Genomic DNA, 21,086 nt, shown 5'->3' with positions numbered 1-21,086 from the left:
AGTCTAAAAAATTGGTCAGTTATTGCTAGCAATAACCACCGTCAGTCATATGTATCACCTAGGTGCCGCGGCTCAAGCTATCTCCCAGTTTGCAAAGCAATAAGAAGCGTTGTATCAGAGCATTTCATTTAACCTAGCCATCAGCATATATACAGAATGGTGTTCGGTGATTAATGGCTAAGCGCGTGCAACGTTGCCAATGCGACGACAGGCGCGGTCTCTGTTCGTAGCACGCGATTACCGATCTGCCAAGGCGCAAAGCCTACTGTTTGTGCTTGCACTGACTCGTCATTACTGAGACCACCCTCAGGACCGATTAGCAGCTCAATGTAGGGTTTGTCTTGTGTTAGTGCGGTTGATAGTGTCTCTGGTTGCAGAGGTTGTCCCGCTGCTGGCACACTCATCATTAATCGGCTATCTGCTGGCTGGTTTAATACTTGATAATAAGGGGCTTCACTGAGGGCCACGACAATAGGGCTAACCGCAGCGCTGACAGATATTGCTGTGTCTGTAGCGTTGGTCGCTGAATCACGTAACCAGTCATTGATAGACAGTGGTGCAAGGATAAGAGGAGGGCGATTGAGGCCGCATTGTTCACAGGCAGCGATAGCGATTTGTTGCCAATGTGCCAGCTTTTTTTCGACTTGGGCGGGTTTGAGATTGACTTCACCATGATGACTGCTGAGGAGCTGAATAGCAGTGACACCAAGCTCAGTGGACTTTTGAATGGCATAATCCATTCGTTCACCGCGACTCATCACTAGGGCGATTTTAGTCAATACAGGGGCGCTGCGGTCATCCGTTGAATGACTGAGCAAAGTAGCCGTTGCATTTTTTTTACTAATCGCTTGTAGCTCTACCTGATATTCGCCGCCAAAGCCATCAAACAAAATACCTTGATCACCGATATTTGCGCGTAATACTCGGCACCAATGATGAACGATGCTGTCTGTTAATTCGACACTAGCACCAATAGATAATGTACTAAGGGTAGGAAAGGTGGTGTTCAGATCGTTACTGATAGCATAAAAAAAACGTCGCACAGTCGTTTAGTCCTTTAATTGAACAATAATCCCTCTCAACATGTTAGCAGAATATGAGTGGTGGAGGGAAAGGTATTGTCACAGGTATTTGGGAAGTAAAACAGGTCGTGTAGAGCAGTTGTTAAGACAAGATAGATAATAAGTAAAACGAAAAAACTGGCACTCCGAAGAATGCCAGTCATTTAACAAGAAGTTCAACAAAGGTCTAAGCGGTAAGTCCCAACGCTTCAACCAAACGCTTATTCGGCTCAACCTTATTCATGCTATAAAAATGCATGGCAGGTACACCCTCATTGATTAAACGCTCACATAGACGATATACCACATCAAAACCAAATTCGCGAATGGCTTTGCGATCATCACCAAAGTCAGCCAACTGCTTACGCACATAACGCGGAATATCAGCGCCACAGCTATCAGCAAAGCGTACCAAATTGCTTGAGTTGGTAATGGGCATAATGCCAGCCACCAATGGCTGAGCCACTGTATCAATCCCACGCTTTTCTAAGGTATCACGCAAATATAAGTAGCTATCAGCGTTATAGAAAAACTGGGTAATCGACGCATTGGCGCCAGCTTGATATTTATTGACCAAATTGTCAACATCAAACGCAAAACTACGCGCTTGTGGGTGCATCTCAGGATACGCGGCCACTTCAATATGGAAGTGATCGCCTGAGTGCTCACGAATGAATTTTACCAAATCGACAGCAAATGGTAGTTCACCCATACCCACCTGACCTGAAGGCAAGTCACCACGTAGCGCGACTAGGCGCTTGATACCTAAGCTTTTGTAGTGCTCAAGCAATTCAGCGATTTCTGCTTTATCATCACCAATACAAGACATATGCGGCGCAATGTCAGTATCGCCGCGTGCACATAGTGCTTGAACGATATCTAAAGTGCGGTTACGGGTTGAACCGCCAGCACCGTAGGTCACCGAAAAGTACGCAGGTGATAGCTTATTCAGCTCATCATAAGTGCTGAGTAGCTTTTCATGACCCAGTTCGGTTTTGGCCGGAAAAAACTCAAAGGAAAAAGCAGGCTTAGTCACAGTCTGGCTCCTCTTAGTATTTATAAGCGTCAGGCTTAAATGGACCTTCGACAGGTACACCCAAATATTCCGCTTGTTTATCCGTCAGCTTCGTCAATGTACCGTTAAAACCGGCAACCATAGCAGCAGCGACTTCTTCGTCGAGCTTCTTCGGCAATACTCTGACGTATAAGTTGTCAGTGCGCTCATCAGCTGGCAAGTCAGCGAATTTTTCTTCGAACAAATACATTTGCGCCAATACTTGGTTAGCAAATGAGCCGTCCATCACGCGTGATGGGTGACCAGTGGCATTACCAAGGTTCACTAAGCGACCTTCAGCAAGCAAAATCAAATAATCATTCTCGTCGTCTGAGCGGAAGATTTGATGCACTTGTGGTTTAATCTCAACCCAGCGCCAGTTGTCACGCATGAATTGGGTGTCGATTTCGGTGTCAAAATGACCGATGTTACAAACGACTGCACCAGGTTTCAGTGCTGCAAGCATATGTCTATCACATACATGGTAGTTACCAGTAGTAGTAACAATCATATCCGTATCTTCTAGCAAGCGGGTGTTGATGTTTTCTGCGCCGCCAGTGTTATCGCCATTGATGTAAGGTGACAATACTTCAAAGCCATCCATACATGCCTGCATGGCACAGATAGGATCAACTTCTGATACACGTACGATCATGCCTTCTTGACGTAAGCTTTGCGTAGAGCCTTTACCCACATCGCCATAACCGATGACTAAAGCACGGCGACCAGCAAGGAACATGTCGGTAGCGCGTTTAATCGCATCGTTTAAGCTATGACGGCAGCCGTATTTGTTGTCATTTTTAGACTTAGTAACGGCATCGTTGACATTGATGGCAGGTACTTTAAGCGTACCTTTGTTTAACATCTCAACTAAGCGATGCACGCCAGTAGTGGTTTCTTCTGAGATACCGTGGATGCTATCAAGAAGCTCAGCATAATCATTATGGATCAATGCAGTTAAATCACCGCCATCATCCAAGATTAAGTTAGTATCCCAAAGCTGACCTGAGGTTTCACCGCCAACGTGAACTTGTTGACGCAAGCACCATTCATACTCTTCTTCTGTTTCGCCTTTCCAAGCATAGACAGAAATACCAGCAGCAGCAATCGCCGCAGCAGCATGATCTTGAGTTGAAAAAATGTTACATGACGTCCAACGTACTTCAGCACCTAGCGCGACTAATGTCTCGATAAGTACGGCAGTTTGGATGGTCATGTGGATACAGCCAGCGATTTTCGCGCCTTTAAGCGGTTGATCGGCTTCGTAGCGACGACGCAGACCCATAAGGGCAGGCATTTCAGCTTCGGCAAGGGTGATTTCACGGCGGCCGTAATCAGCAAGGCTGATGTCAGCGACTTTATAGTCAGTGAAAGAGGGATCGATCGTATGGGCAGATGGTGTAGTAGACACTGCGTCCATAATATGCTCCTATCAGTGGTTAACGTATGATAAAAAGAATAAAAACGCAGGTGCCGTTGTTTGCGCTGTGAGCGACCAAAATAGGGCGCTCGACAGTTAACCGAGCCTAACATAACTTATAATTTGCATGATTTTAGTCTCTCAATGCAATATCTATGGTCATGGCGCAACACCTCTCGGAGGTCGTTATTGTAATAGATGATCCATGAATTGTCACCTGTTGGATAACATAAATAGCTGACGGTTTAGGTCTGTAAAATGTCGAGCGGTAATATAAAGCACTAAAAAAAGGCCATCGATATTGATGACCTTTTTTATTCTCAGTTCAGACTGTCTGAAGGGTACTAAGAAAAACCTAGTACCAGTTATAGGTCAAAGAGGTGAAATAGTTGATACCATCAGTGTCGTAACCGGGTAGAGTAATATACTTTTCATTAGTAATATTGTCTAAACGTGCTGCCATGGTTAGGCTGTCTGTTAGCTGGTAGTTACCGCTGATATTAAACAATCCATAATGATCGACAAACTGCGATTCTGCATTGGCAACGTTGCTATAGTAGTCACCGACATATTCATATTCGGCACGAATGTCAAAGCTTGATAAGCGATAGCCTAAGTAAATCAGACCTTTATGCTCAGGACGAATGGCAAGAAAATTACCATCGTTGTTCCCGCCACTATTGTCTTCTGCCTGCTGGTAGTCATAGCTACCACCAAATAAGTAATTATCGACTATCCAATCTGATGTTAGTGTGAGTCCTTCGATTTTGGCTTCATCGACGTTTTCGCTAGAGCCTGCATAAGGATTGCTAGGCGTGGGGCTTGCGACATAGCTGATTAAGTCGTCAACTTTGTTGTGATAGCCTGTCAAACGAGTAGATTGAATAGGAGTATCGTATTCAATAAAAGCTTCATAGTTATCACTGGTTTCTGGTGTTAGTTCAGCATTGCCACCGAAAGGTGAGTATAGGTCATTGAAGCTCGGCGCTCGGAAACCTTTAGCATAACTAACGCCGATACGTAGATTAGGATTGATGTGTAGCGCACCACCTAGGTTGTAAGTAGTCTCATCACCATACTGTGAGTTATCATCATAACGTAGGTTTGCTTGTGCATCGAATTGATCATTAGCCAATATATAACCCAAAAATGCACTGGTCACATCACGGTCATCAACGTCATAATCAGTCGTATCAATACTTTGGTTTAAATACTCTGCACCGTAAATGCCTGTACCGATAGGTAGAGCATACTGACCGACTAGGCTGACTTGATCTTGCTCTGTATCATAGTTACTGCTATAGGTTTCTGTGTCTATGTTGTCGATAGAGTGTCCATACTGTAGCTTCACCGAAGCGCCTGGCTGGTAGCGCCAATCAACGAACGCTTGAGCCGCACCCGTTTCTTGATCAGAATACACGTTCTCTGCAGCGCCATTATCAAAATAAGTCGTTGACTCGCTATACAGAGCGCTAGCCCCTACTGACAATTGATCATTGATACGCTGATTTAGAGCAATGCTAAAATTATCACTTTCGAAACCATCATCGTCCTTGTTGTAAGGGGCGTATTCATTACTAGGATCGGGTAGCGTTGCATTGATACCATCTGTTTCGTTGTGGCTGGCTGAAAGGCTCAAAGCGGTGCCAGTATCATTGACGAATTGTGCGCTAGCACCGTATAAATATTGATCATTTGAGCCAACACCAGCAGTAACCGACATGCTGCTTTGATCTACATTGCTGCCTTTGGTGAATACTTGAATCACACCACCCATCGCGTCTGCACCATAAATACTAGATCCTGACGCACCGTATAGTATTTCGATACGATCGATCTGGTCGGCTGGTAGTAAATTTAGGGCACTATTACCTGTGCTTAACGAGCTATAACGTATGCCATCAATAAGTACCAAGATTTGCTTACCATCATAACCGCGCATATAAAGATTGGAAACGGTGCCCATGCCGCCGCTTGTATAGTGACTGATGCCAGGCTGACGCTTCAGTGCTTCTAAAACTGTCTGCCCTTGATAACGGCGCAATTCTTCGCTATCAATCACGCGAGTTTGGGCGATTACGTTACTGGTTTTGGTAGGCGTACGCGTCGCTGTCACAACGATTTTATCAAGCTCGACTTGTGGCAGCTCACTATCATTGACTGTCTCTAAGTCAGGGTCAGATGGCGTGACAGCCATGGCTGTATTTACGGCAAATACGCCAAGTGCGCTTAAAATACAGCACCGCAAATAAGTAGACGAAGAAGAGCGTGTTAACAACATAATGATTCCCAAGGTTACAAAAGCAAAAGTTAAGAAGGTAAAATTTACAAAAAACAGTAGACAAGTTACACAGGGTTCATTATCTATAAATATGCGCGCTTTATAAACCAGTTTTAGCCAATATTTATTCATGATAAGCTGAGGAATTTTCATGATGACTGATCATTGAACCATTCTAAAGCGATGTACAGGGTATTTATTGCTTAGCAACCGTGCTCAGTATCAATAATTGCTTATCAATAGAAACATTCTTCGGTATAAAAATTTGTAATCAAAAACACGACAGTTAGTTATAATTGCTATCATGGCGGCAGGTTGTGTTGATCATTGGCTATTTAGGCAATTTTCTCTTTATGCCTATGTCTATCTATAAATTAAGAGGTTTGTTTTGTCTATTGAGCGTCGTATGAGTCCTACTAGCTTACCTTTACCCTTAAAAGCATCATTATCAAGAGTCATGGTAGTGGCCACCTTGTTGCTGACTTTATTGTGTAGCCTGATACTGCCGAATGCTGCCTTCGCGGCTGAAGCTGGCGTGTTGGGACTTGGCGGGACTAGTGAGGCGAGCAGTGAGCCGATACCTGATTCCTTTGGGCGAGATACGCCTCGACATACGGTGCAAGGATTCATTAGTGCTTTAAGCGAAAACGATTATTTATTGGCGAGCAATTACCTTAACTTATCAAAGTCTGACAACCCAACTACCGTGGTGCGTCAATTTAAGCAAGCACTCGATGCTGGTGGGCGTTTTTTACCTGACTTGCAGCTCAATAATACGCTTGAAGGCAATTTAACCGATCAATTGCCACCCAGCCAAGAAAACGTCGGTGTCATCAATATCGGTGAAAAAAGCGTGCCGTTATTATTAGAAAGAGTGGTGTCTAATAACAATGATCAGTACTGGCAATTCTCAAGTGATACGCTCAGTTCAGTGCCAGAAGTGATAGAAAATACTGAGCCGACCTTGGTATCTCGCTATACGGTTGATTCACTGGACGGCAAAAAGGTTTTTGGTTATCAATTGGCTGACTTGGTTGCAGCGCTAACCATGATTGTGAGCAGCTTTGTACTCACTTATATTATGGTTTGGCTGTTGTACCATCTATTGAGAATCACTTATCCTCACATACGCGGTGTACCGTTACCATTACCTGATAAGGTGATATTGCCACTTGCTGTCGTCATTATGGCGTTGATATTATCCGAAGTCATGGTCTATGCAGGCGTGTCAGTCACATTACGTGAGCCTATCAATCGGTTTACCGAGGTTGCATCATGGCTAGCGACAACGTGGTTATTACTGCGTGTCATCGATGCGATATTCACGCGTGCCGTCAACTTAAGCTATAAGAAAAACCATACTGAACGTGTCTCAATCTTAGGACTGCTACGCAAAGTCGTCAAAGCATTGCTGCTTATATTTGCGGTCATTGTCTTCTTTGGTAATTTGGGTTTTGATTTAACGACCGGTATTGCTGCATTGGGTGTGGGTGGACTGGCTTTCGCTCTTGGTGCACAAAAAACCATTGAGAACCTTGTTGGTAGCGTTGTAGTTGTGGCGGATTCGCCAGTACGTATCGGTGATTATTGTAAATTCGGTACTTATGAAGGCACCGTTATCGATATTGGTATTCGCTCATCACGCGTCCGCACATTGACCCGCACCATTGTCACCGTACCCAATGGCGACTTCTCGTCCATGCAAATTGAGAACTTTACCTCACGCGATATGTTCCGCTTCTTTCATCAGTTGTATCTTAAGCGTACCGCTGATATCGACGTGGTCTTTAAGATGGTCAAGGATTTGGATGAGTTTTTGAATGAGCATTATTTAACCAATAATGAATGGAACCAAGTGAACATTTTAGAGCTGCGCCAAGACTGCTATGTGATTCAATTACAAGCTTATATTAATGCCAACGACGTGATGGAGTTTTACGACAAGCAAAACGTGGTATTCGTTGATGTATTAAACCAAGTTGCAAAATATAAGGTTGAGCATGCTTTGCCAACACAGCAGTTGATTGTCAATCAAGCTGAACTTGAACATCATATGGAAAGTAATACAGTTGAATCGGTAGAAGAAGATACATCACACAGCAGTAGCAATACGGATGATGGTGAAACGAATGTAAGCTTAGACAATCATGATCACTCTAGTAGCAACGGCAGTGTTGATATTAATAAAAGCAGCAACAAAGCGAGAGGTGATAACCAGAAATCATCGATGGCAACAGTAAGTAGGGAAGGTGCACTCAAAGCACTGAAACACAAAAGTCGTATGCTAAGAAAAAGTAAGTTTAAGCACACCAAAAGAAAATTTGGTTTTTCTATATGGAACCAGCCTTAAAAATGAGTTTTCTCTATATGGGCAGATATTCTGTATGGAGAGCTATTATAGGGAACTATAAAGGTACGGCAGTTTTATCACGTAGTAAGCCGTAATATGACCATAGAAGCAGGCTGGCGGCGCTACGATGTGGTGACCAGCTTTCGGTCAATCCCTTTAGCTGTTTCGGTGTCGGGCGTTCTGCCAGACCTAATACTGTCATCGCTGCGACTTTAATCGCTAAATCATCGACTGCCAGTATGTCATCGCGTTTTAGAGAAAACAATAAATACATCTCAGCCGTCCAACGGCCAATGCCAGTGACGGCTGTGAGTGTCTTTATAGCCGCTTCATTTGGCATGGTTGTTAAGGTAGCAAAGTCTATATCATGCGCTACTAAGGATCGGATATAGCGCATCTTTTGCCTAGATAAGCCTTGTGCTCGTAACGTTTCGTCCTGCGCTTCAGCAATAGCCTGAGGGGTTGTCAAACCTGCCGCAACCAGCTTTTTCCAAATACTGGCCGCGGCTGCTACTGATAGCTGTTGACCCACCATCGCTCTCATTAGTTGCTCAAACCCACCTGCATTGTGCCTGAGACTGGGCACACCAACTTGCTCATAAACAGGAGCAAATCTTGGTTCGATGGCAATCAAAGCAATGATATGCTCTTCTAATTCTTCAGTGTTTTCAATAGTTTGTAGGCTCATAAATGTCTTATCCTAAGTGAGTACCTTGCCGCTGAAGTTGGACGCTGAAAATGATGTATAGTCAAAACACCCTAGAAACGCTACTGCACTATTGATATCAATTTTTTGTAGCCTCTGTTTGCGTAGGCACAGCAAGCAAGAAAAATTGATATCAATAGTGCATGATGTATCGATATTACTTTTCACTGACTATAAATAGTCGTTTTGATAATGAGCATAACAAAAAGGACTGCCAATAAGCAGTCCTTTTTATGTTTAACGATGCAGCTTATTCACCATCAGTTTTAGGCTTTTTAAGCAGTACTAATACCGCGCCGTTTCCACCATCTTTTGGCGGGGCAGAGCAAAATGCTAATACTTCTGGCAATTGACGTAGCCAACCGTTGACGCAAGTTTTTAAAATAGCTTCGCTACCTTTACCATGGACTATTTTTACCATGGTTTCATTATTTTGCTTCGCTTGGCTCAACAGTTGAGTCATGGCAGCGCGTGCTTCATCAATGGTGCAGCCATGGATGTCTACCGCATCATACCAACGCAGCTTGCCCTGTTTGAGCTGGGTAAAAATTTTATTTTGTAGGGTCGGCTGCTTATAAGACAAATAAGCTTCGCCAGCCACAGGATTGAGTAGCGCCTGCATATCTGATAAGCCAGCGCCTAAATCACTAGCTTCACTACCTTGCGCGGCAGCACGTTTCGAAAGTGTGGCGGCATCAGGTTTACGCGCTTTTGCGGCGTTGGCAGGGGAGCGGACGTTTTTGTCATCGAGCTGATTGACGCCATGCATCGCTTGCATAAACAGAACTTTATCGTCGTCGATATGCTCACTGTCCAACTGTTTGACAGTCTTTTTGACTTGCTTTTGGGTGAGTAACGAGACAGGTTCTGTAGGCTTTTGATCTTCACCTTCAGGTGAATCGGTATCACGGCCTTTGGTCAGCTGTCCTTTTAACTCTTTGAGTTGGTCTTGCATTTCTTTTGAAAATAGAGAATTTGACATAAAAGTTAACGTATCGTTGATTGATGAATAAATAAAGGCTTGAACAATCCGTATAGCACACGCATTGTTCAAGCGATCTAGTGTCTATTGAAGCTTGAATTACTTTACCCGTCTGCTGCGCTGCCCGCAAGTAAGGATTGTAACGCTTGTCCAGGGTGATCGGTTTTCATAAATTGTTCACCGATCAAGAAGTGCTGAATGCCTTGCTCCAGCATCAAACGGATGTCACCGCTGCTATGAATGCCACTCTCGGTAACGATAAGGGGTTTCTGTGCTGTGCTATCAGCATCGGTAGCCAATGCTTCGAGCAAAATATTTTTTAGGTCGAGCGTGGTTTGTAGATCAACGTCAAAAGTATTCAAATCACGATTATTAATACCATAGATATTATGATCAGAGCGTGGCAATTGTAAGGCGCGCTCAAGCTCGGCCTTGGTATGTACTTCAATCAATACGTCCATGCCCAGTTTGATACTCAAGGCATGGAGCTCTTGTACTTGCTCATCGTCGAGGCAAGCCATGATTAATAATATGCAATCTGCACCCATTAGATAGGATTGATATATTTGATACTCATCAATCATAAAATCTTTGCGCAGTATCGGCAGGCTTGAGGTATTAGCTGCTTGAATAAGGTAGCTGTCATCGCCCTGAAAATAATCGCGATCAGTTAGTACTGACAAACAACTTGCACCAGCTTGCTCGTACTGCTGAGCAAATAACGCTGGGGCAAAGTTATGATTGATAACGCCTTTAGAGGGAGAGGCTTTTTTAATTTCAGCAATGATACCAATACCGTTCTCTTCAGTGCTGATAGCTCGCAATGCCTGAGCAAAACCTCGACGCGGTTTATTATCAGCTGCGACCTTGGCTTGTAAATCTTCAAGAGATAGTACCTCTTGAGCCTTTTTTACTTCTTCTATTTTAGTAGCGACAATGCGCTGTAGCACTGAAGGTATGTCTGAATGGGTTGTGGTCATGCTGGTATCCGAATATCGTTAGATGAAAATAGACAGTGATGGTAATGAATGCACTATATTAGTGCTTGCAAATTAATCCTGCGCCACTAGCTGCTGTGTGTATTTGGCTAAAGACTCAAGCTTGATTAACGCATCGCCATTTTGGAGGATTTGTTGAGCACGGCTAACTCCATTAGGATAGTTGCTAGCAAGTCCTGCGGTGTATATCGCTGCGCCTGCATTCAGGGCAATCATATCGCGGGCTTTGAGTACTGAGCGGTCGTTGGTTTCTGCGCCTGATAAAGCGGCCTGTATCAGCTCAAGGCTTTGCTCTGGTGAATCTACATCGAGCCCAATCAGCGTCTGTGATTCGATGCCAGCATCTTCTGGCATCATCTCATAAACGGATATCTCACCGTTTTTTAACTCAGCGACAGTGGTAGAGGTGGCAAGGCTGATTTCATCTAAGCCATCTTTTGCGCCAACCACCATGACATGACGTGCGCCTAGGTTTTTCATGACTTTGGCGATAGGTTCACACAGTTGAGCGGTAAAGACACCAATGACCAAATTGGGTGTGCCAGCAGGGTTGGTTAATGGCCCTAAAATATTAAAGATAGTACGCGATTTTAGCTCACGACGTATAGGATTGGCATAACGCATGGCGCTATGGTGATTGGGCGCAAACAAAAAGCCGATGCCTTGGTTTTCGATACAGTCTTTTGCTTGCTCTGGGGTGAGCGACAGACTGATACCTGCCTGCTCAAGTAAGTCTGAGCTACCAGACCTAGTAGAGACCCCGCGATTGCCGTGTTTAGCGACTTGTGCTCCCGCAGCTGCCACAACAAAAGCCGATGCCGTAGAGACGTTGAATAAATTCGCGCCATCACCGCCAGTACCAACGATATCGACTAGATGGTCACAATTCCTTGGTTCGATATTTGCCGCCAATGCACGCATGGCGCTGGCCGATGCCGTGATCTCATCGATGGATTCACCTTTCATGCGTAGACCAGTCAAAATAGCGCCCATCATAGCGTCGCTACATCTGCCTTGCATAATAATCAGCATCACTTGATACATCTCATCAAAGGTCAAATCAATGTGCTGAAAGATTCTACCCAATGCGGTCGTCAGCAGCTTGTGCGTTTCTGTATCGGACAGTCTCTCAATACTATCTGGCGTATGCGTTTCTTCTATTTTCGTCGTACTCATTATGGTCTCGCTTAATTTTATTTTTTATATGGATCTATAAGGAATTTGGAATAGAGTAATCAAAGCAAGTACTTTAGTCAAAACTAACCGACTTGCGGTAGCTTGTCTGAGGCTAGTACAGCCAGATTATGAGTCTGCAAAAAGTTGTTGAGTAGCTGATAACCAGCTTCGCTCAAGATAGACTCAGGATGGAACTGTACACCTTCTATAGCAAGTTTTTTATGACGGATACCCATGATTTCCTCAATGCTGCCATCAACATTTTGTGTCCATGCGGTCAGCTCAAGACACTCGGGTAAACTGATTTTATCAATGACGAGTGAATGATAACGCGTGACTTGTGAGGGATTAGGTAGGCCTAAAAATACGCCTGTGCCATTGTGGTAAACGGCGGATAAACGTCCGTGCATCACTTCACCTGCTTTGACGACCTGTCCGCCAAATGCCTGCCCAATGGCTTGATGTCCCAAGCAAATGCCCAGTATAGGGATAATGCCTTTAAAAGTCTCAATGACGGCTAACGAAATACCAGCGCGGGATGGGTCACACGGTCCTGGGCCAATGACAATGGCATCGGGAGCTAAGACCTTAATTTGATCGATGGTGATCTGATCGTTACGCCACACAGTGATGTCCTGCTGCAACTCACCGAAGTACTGTACAATATTGTACGTAAAGCTGTCGTAATTATCGATCATTAGAATCATTGTGTTCAACTTATTGATTTTTAGGTGTTTCTATAGTTGAATTTGTCTGCGCTACTATTGCCTGCACTGCTATGGGCTACTGTCCATGCATGATGCCATACCGCTATAAGAGTGACAGCTGCTGCTGTGGGATGCCGTTATCTTACCATTATTTCGTGCTCTATCAAATATGGCGCATGATGATGAGATTACTAAATAACTCTAGATATTAAATCGCACCAAAATAGAGCGAGTTATTACCATTACATTAATAATCACACTAATTTGGTGCAATGGTAGTGCGGTTCATTGCTCTATATAAGGAGTGTTAAAAAGATAATCATCGGAATAACAGTCTTCATATGTGTGTATTTTTTATGATAAGTTATTGTATTTGCTATCAGTAATGCTGTTGCCTTAGCCATTAATACCATTCGGTTCTTAGAGAGTTGGCATAGCCCTTGCAGTTATGCTGTTATGATTATTTGTGACCACAAAGAGACAGGTCTAAAAATAATTATTAACAAGTGCCTGAAGAGTTCAGCATTATGAGTTATATATTGCTAGAATAACGTTAGAATTGACTTGGCGTATTTTTAGACCATTGAGATGACTGTTGGTCTGATTGAAAAAACGCTTTAGATGAGTATCTTGACTAATACGCTGAATAGTGCTGATAATAAGCAGAATATCGTATGCATTATTTCAGTCTCAAAAGCACATCTAACATTCTTGAACAAGAATACTGCACTCATAATTTTAAATCGCAATAACGTGATCAACACAACGGAGACTATTCATGTCGAATAAACTATTAGATCTTATCCAATCCTCTAATGCTAAATGGGTTGACTTTCGCTTCACCGATACACGCGGTAAAGAGCAGCACATCAGCTTCCCAGCGCATAGCGTTGACGAAGATGTGATGGAAGATGGCAAAATGTTCGATGGCTCATCTATCGCTGGCTGGAAAGGTATTGAAGCGTCAGATATGATCTTGCGTCCTGATCCAGAAACGGCTTTTCTAGACCCGTTCTTTGATGCGGTCACTGTTGTGGTCACTTGTGACATCATCGAGCCATCAACGCTACAGGGCTACGATCGTGACCCACGTTCTATCGCTCGCCGCGCTGAAGAGTATTTGAAATCTACTGGTATTGGTGATACTGCCTACTTCGGTCCTGAGCCTGAATTCTTTGTATTTGATGACGTTAAATGGTCAATCGATATGTCTGGCGTTAGTCATAAAATCACTGCTGAAGAAGCAGCATGGTCGACTGGCGAGACTTACGAGTGGGGCAACATGGCGCATCGTCCGCGTGTTAAAGGCGGCTATTTCCCAGTACCACCAATCGATAGCTCACACGATATGCGTGCTGTCATGTGTGAACGCATCGAAGAAATCGTTGGCGAAGGCACAGTTGAAGTGCATCATCATGAAGTTGCTTCTTGCCAGTCTGAGATTGGTGTGGCATTCAACACCATGGTTCGTAAAGCAGATGAAGTTCAGCAATTGAAATATGTTGTTCATAACGTTGCGCATCAGTTTGGCAAAACAGCTACCTTTATGCCTAAGCCAATCGTTGGTGATAACGGTTCAGGTATGCACGTACATATGTCTATCTCAAAAGACGGCGTAAACACATTCTCAGGTGATGAGTATGCGGGTCTGTCTGAAACAGCATTGTATTTCATCGGTGGTATTATCAAGCATGCTCGTGCATTGAACGCCATTACCAACCCATCAACCAACAGCTATAAGCGCCTAGTGCCGCATTATGAAGCACCTATTAAACTTGCTTATTCAGCGTCTAACCGTTCAGCGTCTATTCGTATTCCACACGTGAGCAGCCCTAAAGCGGTACGTGTTGAAGCCCGTTTCCCTGATCCAACGGCTAACCCATATCTAGCGTTTGCTGCATTGTTGATGGCTGGCCTTGACGGTATCCAGAACAAGATGCATCCAGGTGAAGCCGCTGACAAAAACTTATATGACTTGCCACCAGAAGAAGAAGCACAAATCCCAACGGTTGCAGAAAGCTTAGATGTAGCGTTACAAGCGTTGCGTGACGATCATGACTTCTTATTAAAAGGTGATGTATTCACTGAAGACATGCTAGAAGCGTTTATTGCTTTGAAAGAAGAAGAAGTACAACGTCTGAACGTGACTGTACATCCTGTTGAATTTGACATGTATTACAGCTGCTAATTTATAGCATAGACTCAATATTGTTTTAATGAATAAAAACCAGTTAAGTAACTCTTAGCTGGTTTTTTTATGTCTGCGGATAAAGCGCACAAGATAAATGAATAACATTTCTCCAAAATCACTACTGATTTCGACTTGAAAGTATCGCATAATGGTTACTGTAAAAGTATATTAATAGTAGACACTAATTAGGTTGACTGACTATGATTTCATCATCAAAACTGAATGTTTCGAAAGGCCATGCGAAGGTAGGGCTATTGACGATCACTGCCATAGCCAGTCTCTGTGCGCCTTTAGCAAATGCTGCACCCATTTATAAAGTGGTCGACGAGCAAACAGGTCAGGTGACCTTCACTGATCGCCCGCAAAGCTATGAGCAGCAGGTGGGTAAACAAGTCAGTCAGACGACAGTGACGACAGGTAATGAAACGAGTGGCTCAAATAATAGCACTAGAGATAATCAGACTGCTACGAATGCCACGCAAACCGCCTCTATACCTGCTACCAACGATGCAACGGTCAAAGCACCAATCAACTATCAACTGGCTATCACTGAGCCCAGCGAAGAACGTGCTTATCGGCGTCCAGCGCAAAGTATTAATGTAGCACTACAAATTAAGCCTGCGCTGCAAGCAGGTGATAGTGTCCGTATTTATTTTGACGGCAACGAAGTCGCTCAAGGTCTAAATGCGACGATTGCTACGATAGATGCGTTGCCAGGCGCTCATACGATAACGGCGGTCATTCAAAGCGTGAAAGGTCAAACGCTGCAACAAGCCGCGCGCACGGTTTATGTGATTCAAAACAATACAACTTTGCAAAACAATAAGAAGATTGCAAAACAGCTTTTGGCTTATCAGAATTTACCTTGGCATCAAAAAGTGATGTTAAAACTGCGCCAACAGGACGGTAGTCTACAAAAAGTACAGAGCAGTCAATCTATCGCTAACGATGCTTTTACCAAATAATCTGTATAGGTGCTGATTAGGGCGTGTCTTCAATTCAATCGATAGTCATCTAAATGGGCTAAAAATGGCTAAATCTTGCCAAACATCGTCAAATAGCTGGTTAATATCCCGATATTATCTACGCTATTTTTCTTGTTTGACGGCAATTTATCGCATTTTTATCGCCATTTTTGAAATGAAGACACGCCCTAGAGTAATAAAACTATTTAAGCTATTTTGTTGTTGAGAATTTAAAAAAGGAGCAGTCACTGTGATAAGTGAATGCTCCTTTATTTTTGTTCAGTCATCTTACATTGGACGAACTTTGCTCAATTATTTAGTCAGCTCAATGGTACCGTTAGCAGTGACTGATACAGTACTATTACCAGATTCAAAGCTTTGGCTTGGCACTGCCTCGTCTGCCATTCCTGATTTCATACTCATGGCGCTATACATTGGACGTGGATAGTTGCTACCTGTATTCAGGTTAACATTAACGACGCGGTAGCCACGAGCGTCCCAAGCACGGGTGAGGCTCTTGGCTTGCTGTTGAAAAGCGCGAGAGGCTTCGGTCATTAGCTTTTGCTCTAAAGCATCTTTTTTGGTATCCGAGACACCAAAGTTCAGATTGTCCATAACCAATGTTTCTTGTAAATCAGCAATGAGCTGGCTGGTCGCTGAGAAATCTGTACTCTTCAAATCTATATTTGCCTGACCTGTCCAGCCAATGATTTTGTCGTTTTTGTCATAGCGTGGATAAGTGCGTTGCTGTCCGGTGCTGACAGTGACGCTAGGGTAGCGCTTGGCAATTTTCATAGCATTATTAATGGATGTATTGAGCGTTGTGGCTAGAGTTTTAGAATCTGCTGCCTGTGCTTTTTTGTACAAGCTGGCTCTTACTTCATCGTTTTGGATCTCTTCTTTTACTTCTGTTTGAAACGTTAGCTGGTCATAGCCTGTTGGCTCTGCATGGGCACTACCCATCATTGCGGTCATGAGACAAACCGTACCAGAAGCCAGTGCTGCTTTATTAAGTAAAGTATTTTTCATTATTATCTCCTAAGTTTATTTTAATGGTCTTTATATGAGAAGCTGTACCTCTTATTTTCTAAATATTGATATGTGTGCAACTTCATTCACTAAAATAGCAAAATTTCTGTGAGTTGCTGTGAGAATTTTGTGACCTAAGTTACTGGGCTAAGTTGCTGACTTAAGTTACAGGGTCATTTTCCCGTCTAAAACAAACAGTTTTAAGATAGGGGTTGTAAAATTAAAAAATCCTTGTATAATTTGCATCTGGTGGCTCCATTGGTAGCCTCGCAACATTGTTCTATGAATCCCGCCAGGACCGGAAGGTAGCAACGGTAATAGTTATGATGTGTGCCGAGGATGTGCTGATGGAGTCGCTTTTTTTTGCCTAAAATTTGATATTAGTTTTGACGAAGTATCAAAGACGCTTTTATGATGTATTAAGCCCTTCATTGTAAAGGGCTTTTTTTTGTCCAAAATTTCATTCGATTTACTTTTTAATTTCTTTAATTTCTTTAATTTCAAAGCTTCATTGATTAATATAGGTTAAAATACAATGTATTAACTTTTATTAACATTCTAGACACTCTGGGGTTCGATTATGAAGATGTTTGTTTGGCTATTCATTATTATTGTAGTGTTGGCAGTAGTCTTTGGCATCACGATATTTAATAAGCTGGTACGCGCACGTAACCAAGCAAAGAATGGTTTTGCACAGATAGATGTACAGCTTAAACGTCGTCATGATTTGATTCCTAATTTGGTCGAAACAGCCAAGCGTTATTTGAGCCATGAACAAGAAACACTTACTCGCGTCATCAGTGCGCGTAATCATGCTCAAGAGCTACAAGACTCTAATAAGCATCAGCCAGAATCGCTTGATCATATGGCGCTATTTGCAAAAGCAGAAGGTATGTTGTCTAAAGCGTTGAGTCAGTTTTCTGCTGTCGTTGAAGCATACCCTGAGCTAAAAGCCGATAGTATGATCAAGGAATTAATGGACGAGTTAACCAATACGGAAAATCGTATTGGTTTTGCTCGTCAGCATTATAATGATAGCGTGATGTTTTATAATAACGACCGCGAAATATTCCCCAATAACCTCGTCAGTACGACTTTTGGCTTTCGTCCACTCAGTCCTTTAGTGTTCGAAGATAGAGAAGCGATTGCTCAGGCACCGATTGTCAATATGGGCTGAGGTTTAGATAAATTTGGTGAACTTTAGGCAGCCTAAACTGATGGATTTTTTCGGTGAACAGCGGATACGTACGCGGCGCAGTCTATTCCTTTATGGGCTTTTTTTGCTGATTGTACTTGCTCATATGGCGGTAGGACTGGCTGTCATGGGGCTACTATTAACTGTATTTACGGGCGGTATATCTCACTGGGTATTGGTTCTGGTCATTATCTTGATATTAGGTAGTTTCATTGGTGGTAGTTTCTTAGAGTATCGCCGCCTGAGAGCAGGTGGCCGCGCTATTGCTCAGCGAATAGGAGCGGTTAGGCTGTTCATCGATAATAGTCAAGAAGCATGGGAGCACAGCCACGGGGTCGCGCATCAACACGAAACTAAGGAGAAAGTTCGCTATAGTTCACGCCATATAGCCGTGCGTGATGAGCGTGACTTTCCACCAGTCTATCGTCGTTATAGTGAAATTGCCCAGCAGTTGGCGATTGCCTCGGGCTTGAATACACCGATCTTATATGTATTACCTGATGAGCAGGGTATCAATGGCTTCGTCGCTGGTCGTCATAGCCAAGATATGGTGCTGGTCGTTACCCAAGGCGCGCTAGATAAATTGTCTGATGAAGCGTTGTATGGTCTCATTGGTCATGAATATGGTCATATACTGCATGGTGATGCCACCTTCAATCTACAGCTGATGGTGATATTGGCAGGCTTGCAAATACTATATGACTGGAGTGATCCAATTTCCAATCATCGTTCCTTTGATACTGATATCACTTCCCATCAGTCTCTATCACAGAGACAAGTTGATAATTTTGCACGCAGTACCGAGGCGCAAACCGCCAGTTTTACCACGCATAGTGAGTGGGTCGCTTACTGGCAGCAGCAACCACAACAAAAGCAGTCCTCAGCCAAGCGTCAGTCGAAATGGGTGCAAAATAGACCTGTGATAGATCGTCAAGCACCGCGTAGTGTTTGGACATTGTTATTACATGGCTTGAGCTTCTCTAGTATGGCAAGTGCTCAGTTGATTAAGCACAGCTTCAACCGCCAGCGTGAGCTACTTGCTGATGCCACTAGCGTGCAATTGACACGTTCGCCGGCGATTGTAGAAACCTTAAAAGCCATCCATCAAGACTCACTTGGCTCGCGTCTATCTGGCATCGCTGATATCAATGGACTCAGTCATTTTTTCTTTGCCAGTAGTGGGGCGGATTTGGGCGATGTGTCATGGTTTGCTACCCATCCAAGCTTGACTGAGCGTATGGGTGCTATTAATGCTGATGCGTATCATCAATTTTCGGTACAAGTCGCTAAAGATAAACAGATAAATCAGCAAAAAATAAAAGAAATATATGAGCAGCGTCGACTCGGGGATGTGGGGAAAGTAAAAGAAAATAGCCTAAGCATTAATAAAAAGGAAAATGCTAACAAACAATCGCTCTACGCAGAACCACTCTCTACTCAAGCCTTGGATAGTCGAGTAGAGAAAGAAGAAGAAAAAGGGCTAGATTTTGTTGTAGCAGAAGATGTAATCATTGATGGACGGTTGCAGGTAAAGTCGCAAGATGCTGGCACTCATCAACTATTAAAACCTTGGCAGGCAAAACCTGATAGCGATTTGCCATTGGCAGCGCTCATTAGCACTGATGATATGCAAAAAATCTCATTGCCACAGTACATTCTTGATCACAGTCATCATCCTTTAGGCGCACAAGCATTGATCGAAGCTGTGATGCTTTGTCATCAGGGTCAAGCTCTAGCTCTAGCAACGACAAGTACTTATGACTTGGTTGACATTTGGTACGAGATTTCTACTAACAAAGCCGATAATAATTGCCAATCGCAAATTCTACCGCATGCCATCGACCATAAATTGATAGAAACCGTGGCGAGTGTTGATCGACGATTGGACAGTGTTCTAATCACGACTGCCATAAAGAACTTGAGTCAGCACGACCTATCAGAAAGCGTGATTGCAGAGCTACGTCTGAAGCATGAGAGCAGCCATAGCAATCAAAGTTACCAGCATTATGTCCAGAAAAAAAAGTGCCGTACGATGTTGTTGCGCTATCAGCAGGGCATATTTGAGTTATTTCAGGGCTGCTTGACGGCTGATTTAAGCCAAAATTTTGCTGATAGTATCGTCAATGATGATGGTTCTGCTGATACAGCTAAGTCAGGATTCACCCACTCAGAGAATGCAGTGTCTCAAGTACCATCGATTTTATCGCTATGGCAGGCGCTGCATTTACAGAAACTGTTGCCGATATTGTCTAAAGTTTTAAATGATAAAAGTACAGATAGACAGACTGCATGGCAGCAAACATTGCAGGCTGGCACGGACAGTATCGTTGCTCAGCTTGATCCGTCAGGTCAGGTGTTTGATGGTCTTAGGGCTTCTGATACAACGATGCTTACTTTGTTGGCTTATCGCTTAACGAAAGATGTCAAAGGTCAAATGATATCGAGGCTAGATAGCTCGCTATTTGGTTATAATGATGACAGTGTTGCCCACTATATTGTGGATTTGAGACGACATGCGCGCTTGATTGACATTACTTTGACCGAAGTCAGTGATGCAAATTTGCAATGGCTATTATTGACGGCACAAGGTTTGAATAGCGTCCAGCTACTGGCCATCATTGACGCTGTACCTAGCTTTCAAAAATCCACCTCTAGGGTGTCCATCACAGATACTCAGATTGAGGATAATTATCGAGAGAAGCAACAGGATAGCAGTCAAATAGATTATAATGAATATCGGCAATGGCTGAGTACATTGCATACGGTGATGTTACACGATACGATAGTCAGTCAAGATGAGCACGATTGCTTGATGCTACTAGCAGAGCATTGGCTAGGCGTTCGGCAGCTTTTCTAATAAATTGAATTGATTGAAGCGCTATGTCTATGCGGCTGACAAAGAGCGAGATGTTTGAAACTCTTTTTTAACGTGTTTTTAGCATTAAAAATCTGTAAACCCATTTAAGATAAG

The 21,086-nt window shown here is 43.4% G+C and carries 15 protein-coding genes and 1 other RNA gene; 6 read left to right on the top strand and 10 right to left on the bottom strand.

Annotated elements, in window-relative coordinates; genetic code table 11:
- Nucleotides 1–170: 170 nt before the first annotated feature.
- From J5X94_RS01265 to J5X94_RS01250, 4 genes are all read right to left on the bottom strand, one after another.
- Nucleotides 171–1,043, bottom strand: coding sequence for a 16S rRNA (uracil(1498)-N(3))-methyltransferase (locus J5X94_RS01265; RefSeq protein WP_210539499.1), 873 nt, complete (start codon nucleotides 1,041–1,043; stop codon nucleotides 171–173).
- A gap of 205 nt (nucleotides 1,044–1,248) precedes the next feature.
- Entirely contained in the window at nucleotides 1,249–2,097 is an 849-nt protein-coding gene (locus J5X94_RS01260; protein ID WP_194618616.1) for a methylenetetrahydrofolate reductase, read from the bottom strand.
- Nucleotides 2,098–2,110: 13 nt separating this feature from the next.
- Nucleotides 2,111–3,535, bottom strand: coding sequence for an adenosylhomocysteinase (gene ahcY / locus J5X94_RS01255; RefSeq protein WP_210539497.1), 1,425 nt, complete (start codon nucleotides 3,533–3,535; stop codon nucleotides 2,111–2,113).
- 355 nt (nucleotides 3,536–3,890) lie between these two features.
- Nucleotides 3,891–5,816 carry a TonB-dependent receptor plug domain-containing protein gene (locus J5X94_RS01250; protein ID WP_210539495.1) on the bottom strand — a complete coding sequence of 642 codons (1,926 nt, stop codon included), beginning with the start codon at nucleotides 5,814–5,816 and terminating at the stop codon, nucleotides 3,891–3,893.
- Between the two features lie 406 nt (nucleotides 5,817–6,222).
- Between J5X94_RS01250 and J5X94_RS01245 the strand changes: the two genes are divergently transcribed.
- Entirely contained in the window at nucleotides 6,223–8,166 is a 1,944-nt protein-coding gene (locus J5X94_RS01245; RefSeq protein ID WP_228293101.1) for a mechanosensitive ion channel family protein, read from the top strand.
- A gap of 55 nt (nucleotides 8,167–8,221) precedes the next feature.
- On the opposite strand, the gene J5X94_RS01240 is transcribed toward J5X94_RS01245, so the two are convergent.
- From J5X94_RS01240 to J5X94_RS01220, 5 genes are all read right to left on the bottom strand, one after another.
- Entirely contained in the window at nucleotides 8,222–8,854 is a 633-nt protein-coding gene (locus J5X94_RS01240; protein ID WP_210539491.1) for a DNA-3-methyladenine glycosylase family protein, read from the bottom strand.
- Nucleotides 8,855–9,122: 268 nt separating this feature from the next.
- Nucleotides 9,123–9,854: a Smr/MutS family protein gene (locus J5X94_RS01235; RefSeq protein WP_210539489.1), complete on the bottom strand. Its 732-nt coding sequence runs from the start codon at nucleotides 9,852–9,854 to the stop codon at nucleotides 9,123–9,125.
- A gap of 104 nt (nucleotides 9,855–9,958) precedes the next feature.
- Nucleotides 9,959–10,834, bottom strand: coding sequence for an indole-3-glycerol phosphate synthase TrpC (gene trpC / locus J5X94_RS01230; RefSeq protein WP_210539487.1), 876 nt, complete (start codon nucleotides 10,832–10,834; stop codon nucleotides 9,959–9,961).
- A gap of 72 nt (nucleotides 10,835–10,906) precedes the next feature.
- Entirely contained in the window at nucleotides 10,907–12,028 is a 1,122-nt protein-coding gene (trpD, locus tag J5X94_RS01225; protein ID WP_210539485.1) for an anthranilate phosphoribosyltransferase, read from the bottom strand.
- A gap of 83 nt (nucleotides 12,029–12,111) precedes the next feature.
- Nucleotides 12,112–12,735 carry an anthranilate synthase component II gene (locus tag J5X94_RS01220; protein WP_026037396.1) on the bottom strand — a complete coding sequence of 208 codons (624 nt, stop codon included), beginning with the start codon at nucleotides 12,733–12,735 and terminating at the stop codon, nucleotides 12,112–12,114.
- Nucleotides 12,736–13,513: 778 nt separating this feature from the next.
- Here J5X94_RS01220 and glnA point away from each other — a divergent pair.
- Together glnA and J5X94_RS01210 are read left to right on the top strand one after the other, a co-directional pair.
- Nucleotides 13,514–14,923, top strand: coding sequence for a type I glutamate--ammonia ligase (gene glnA, locus J5X94_RS01215; RefSeq protein ID WP_010201934.1), 1,410 nt, complete (start codon nucleotides 13,514–13,516; stop codon nucleotides 14,921–14,923).
- 203 nt (nucleotides 14,924–15,126) lie between these two features.
- On the top strand, nucleotides 15,127–15,891 hold the full coding sequence (locus tag J5X94_RS01210; protein WP_210539483.1) for a DUF4124 domain-containing protein: 765 nt from the start codon (nucleotides 15,127–15,129) through the stop codon (nucleotides 15,889–15,891).
- Nucleotides 15,892–16,203: 312 nt separating this feature from the next.
- Here J5X94_RS01210 and J5X94_RS01205 read toward each other — a convergent pair whose 3' ends face one another.
- Nucleotides 16,204–16,920, bottom strand: a complete 717-nt coding sequence (locus J5X94_RS01205; protein WP_189581806.1) for an SIMPL domain-containing protein — start codon at nucleotides 16,918–16,920, stop codon at nucleotides 16,204–16,206.
- A 256-nt stretch (nucleotides 16,921–17,176) separates the two neighbouring features.
- On the opposite strand from J5X94_RS01205, the gene ffs reads away from it, so the two are divergent.
- The 3 genes from ffs to J5X94_RS01190 all read left to right on the top strand — a co-directional run bounded on the left by ffs (nucleotide 17,177) and on the right by J5X94_RS01190 (nucleotide 20,972).
- Nucleotides 17,177–17,273: signal recognition particle sRNA small type (gene ffs / locus J5X94_RS01200), an RNA gene on the top strand.
- Between the two features lie 227 nt (nucleotides 17,274–17,500).
- Nucleotides 17,501–18,097 (top strand): LemA family protein, encoded by a 597-nt coding sequence (locus J5X94_RS01195; RefSeq protein ID WP_010201928.1) that lies wholly within the window; start codon nucleotides 17,501–17,503, stop codon nucleotides 18,095–18,097.
- 40 nt (nucleotides 18,098–18,137) lie between these two features.
- Complete coding sequence (locus J5X94_RS01190) at nucleotides 18,138–20,972, top strand: M48 family metalloprotease (protein ID WP_210539481.1); 2,835 nt, start codon at nucleotides 18,138–18,140, stop codon at nucleotides 20,970–20,972.
- Nucleotides 20,973–21,086: the final 114 nt, after the last annotated feature.

The sequence above is a fragment of the Psychrobacter sp. K31L genome (assembly GCF_017942195.1).
GTDB classification, from domain to species: domain Bacteria; phylum Pseudomonadota; class Gammaproteobacteria; order Pseudomonadales; family Moraxellaceae; genus Psychrobacter; species Psychrobacter glaciei.
This window is presented reverse-complemented; position numbering and strand designations above follow the sequence as displayed.

Coding starts and splice junctions, on each gene's coding strand:
- ahcY (WP_210539497.1), bottom strand. CDS start 3,535: ATGGACGCAGTGTCTACTACACCATCTGCCCATACGATCGATCCCTCT.
- J5X94_RS01250 (WP_210539495.1), bottom strand. CDS start 5,816: ATGTTGTTAACACGCTCTTCTTCGTCTACTTATTTGCGGTGCTGTATT.
- J5X94_RS01245 (WP_228293101.1), top strand. CDS start 6,223: ATGAGTCCTACTAGCTTACCTTTACCCTTAAAAGCATCATTATCAAGA.
- J5X94_RS01240 (WP_210539491.1), bottom strand. CDS start 8,854: ATGAGCCTACAAACTATTGAAAACACTGAAGAATTAGAAGAGCATATC.
- J5X94_RS01235 (WP_210539489.1), bottom strand. CDS start 9,854: ATGTCAAATTCTCTATTTTCAAAAGAAATGCAAGACCAACTCAAAGAG.
- trpC (WP_210539487.1), bottom strand. CDS start 10,834: ATGACCACAACCCATTCAGACATACCTTCAGTGCTACAGCGCATTGTC.
- trpD (WP_210539485.1), bottom strand. CDS start 12,028: ATGAGTACGACGAAAATAGAAGAAACGCATACGCCAGATAGTATTGAG.
- J5X94_RS01220 (WP_026037396.1), bottom strand. CDS start 12,735: ATGATTCTAATGATCGATAATTACGACAGCTTTACGTACAATATTGTA.
- glnA (WP_010201934.1), top strand. CDS start 13,514: ATGTCGAATAAACTATTAGATCTTATCCAATCCTCTAATGCTAAATGG.
- J5X94_RS01210 (WP_210539483.1), top strand. CDS start 15,127: ATGATTTCATCATCAAAACTGAATGTTTCGAAAGGCCATGCGAAGGTA.
- J5X94_RS01205 (WP_189581806.1), bottom strand. CDS start 16,920: ATGAAAAATACTTTACTTAATAAAGCAGCACTGGCTTCTGGTACGGTT.
- J5X94_RS01195 (WP_010201928.1), top strand. CDS start 17,501: ATGAAGATGTTTGTTTGGCTATTCATTATTATTGTAGTGTTGGCAGTA.
- J5X94_RS01190 (WP_210539481.1), top strand. CDS start 18,138: ATGGATTTTTTCGGTGAACAGCGGATACGTACGCGGCGCAGTCTATTC.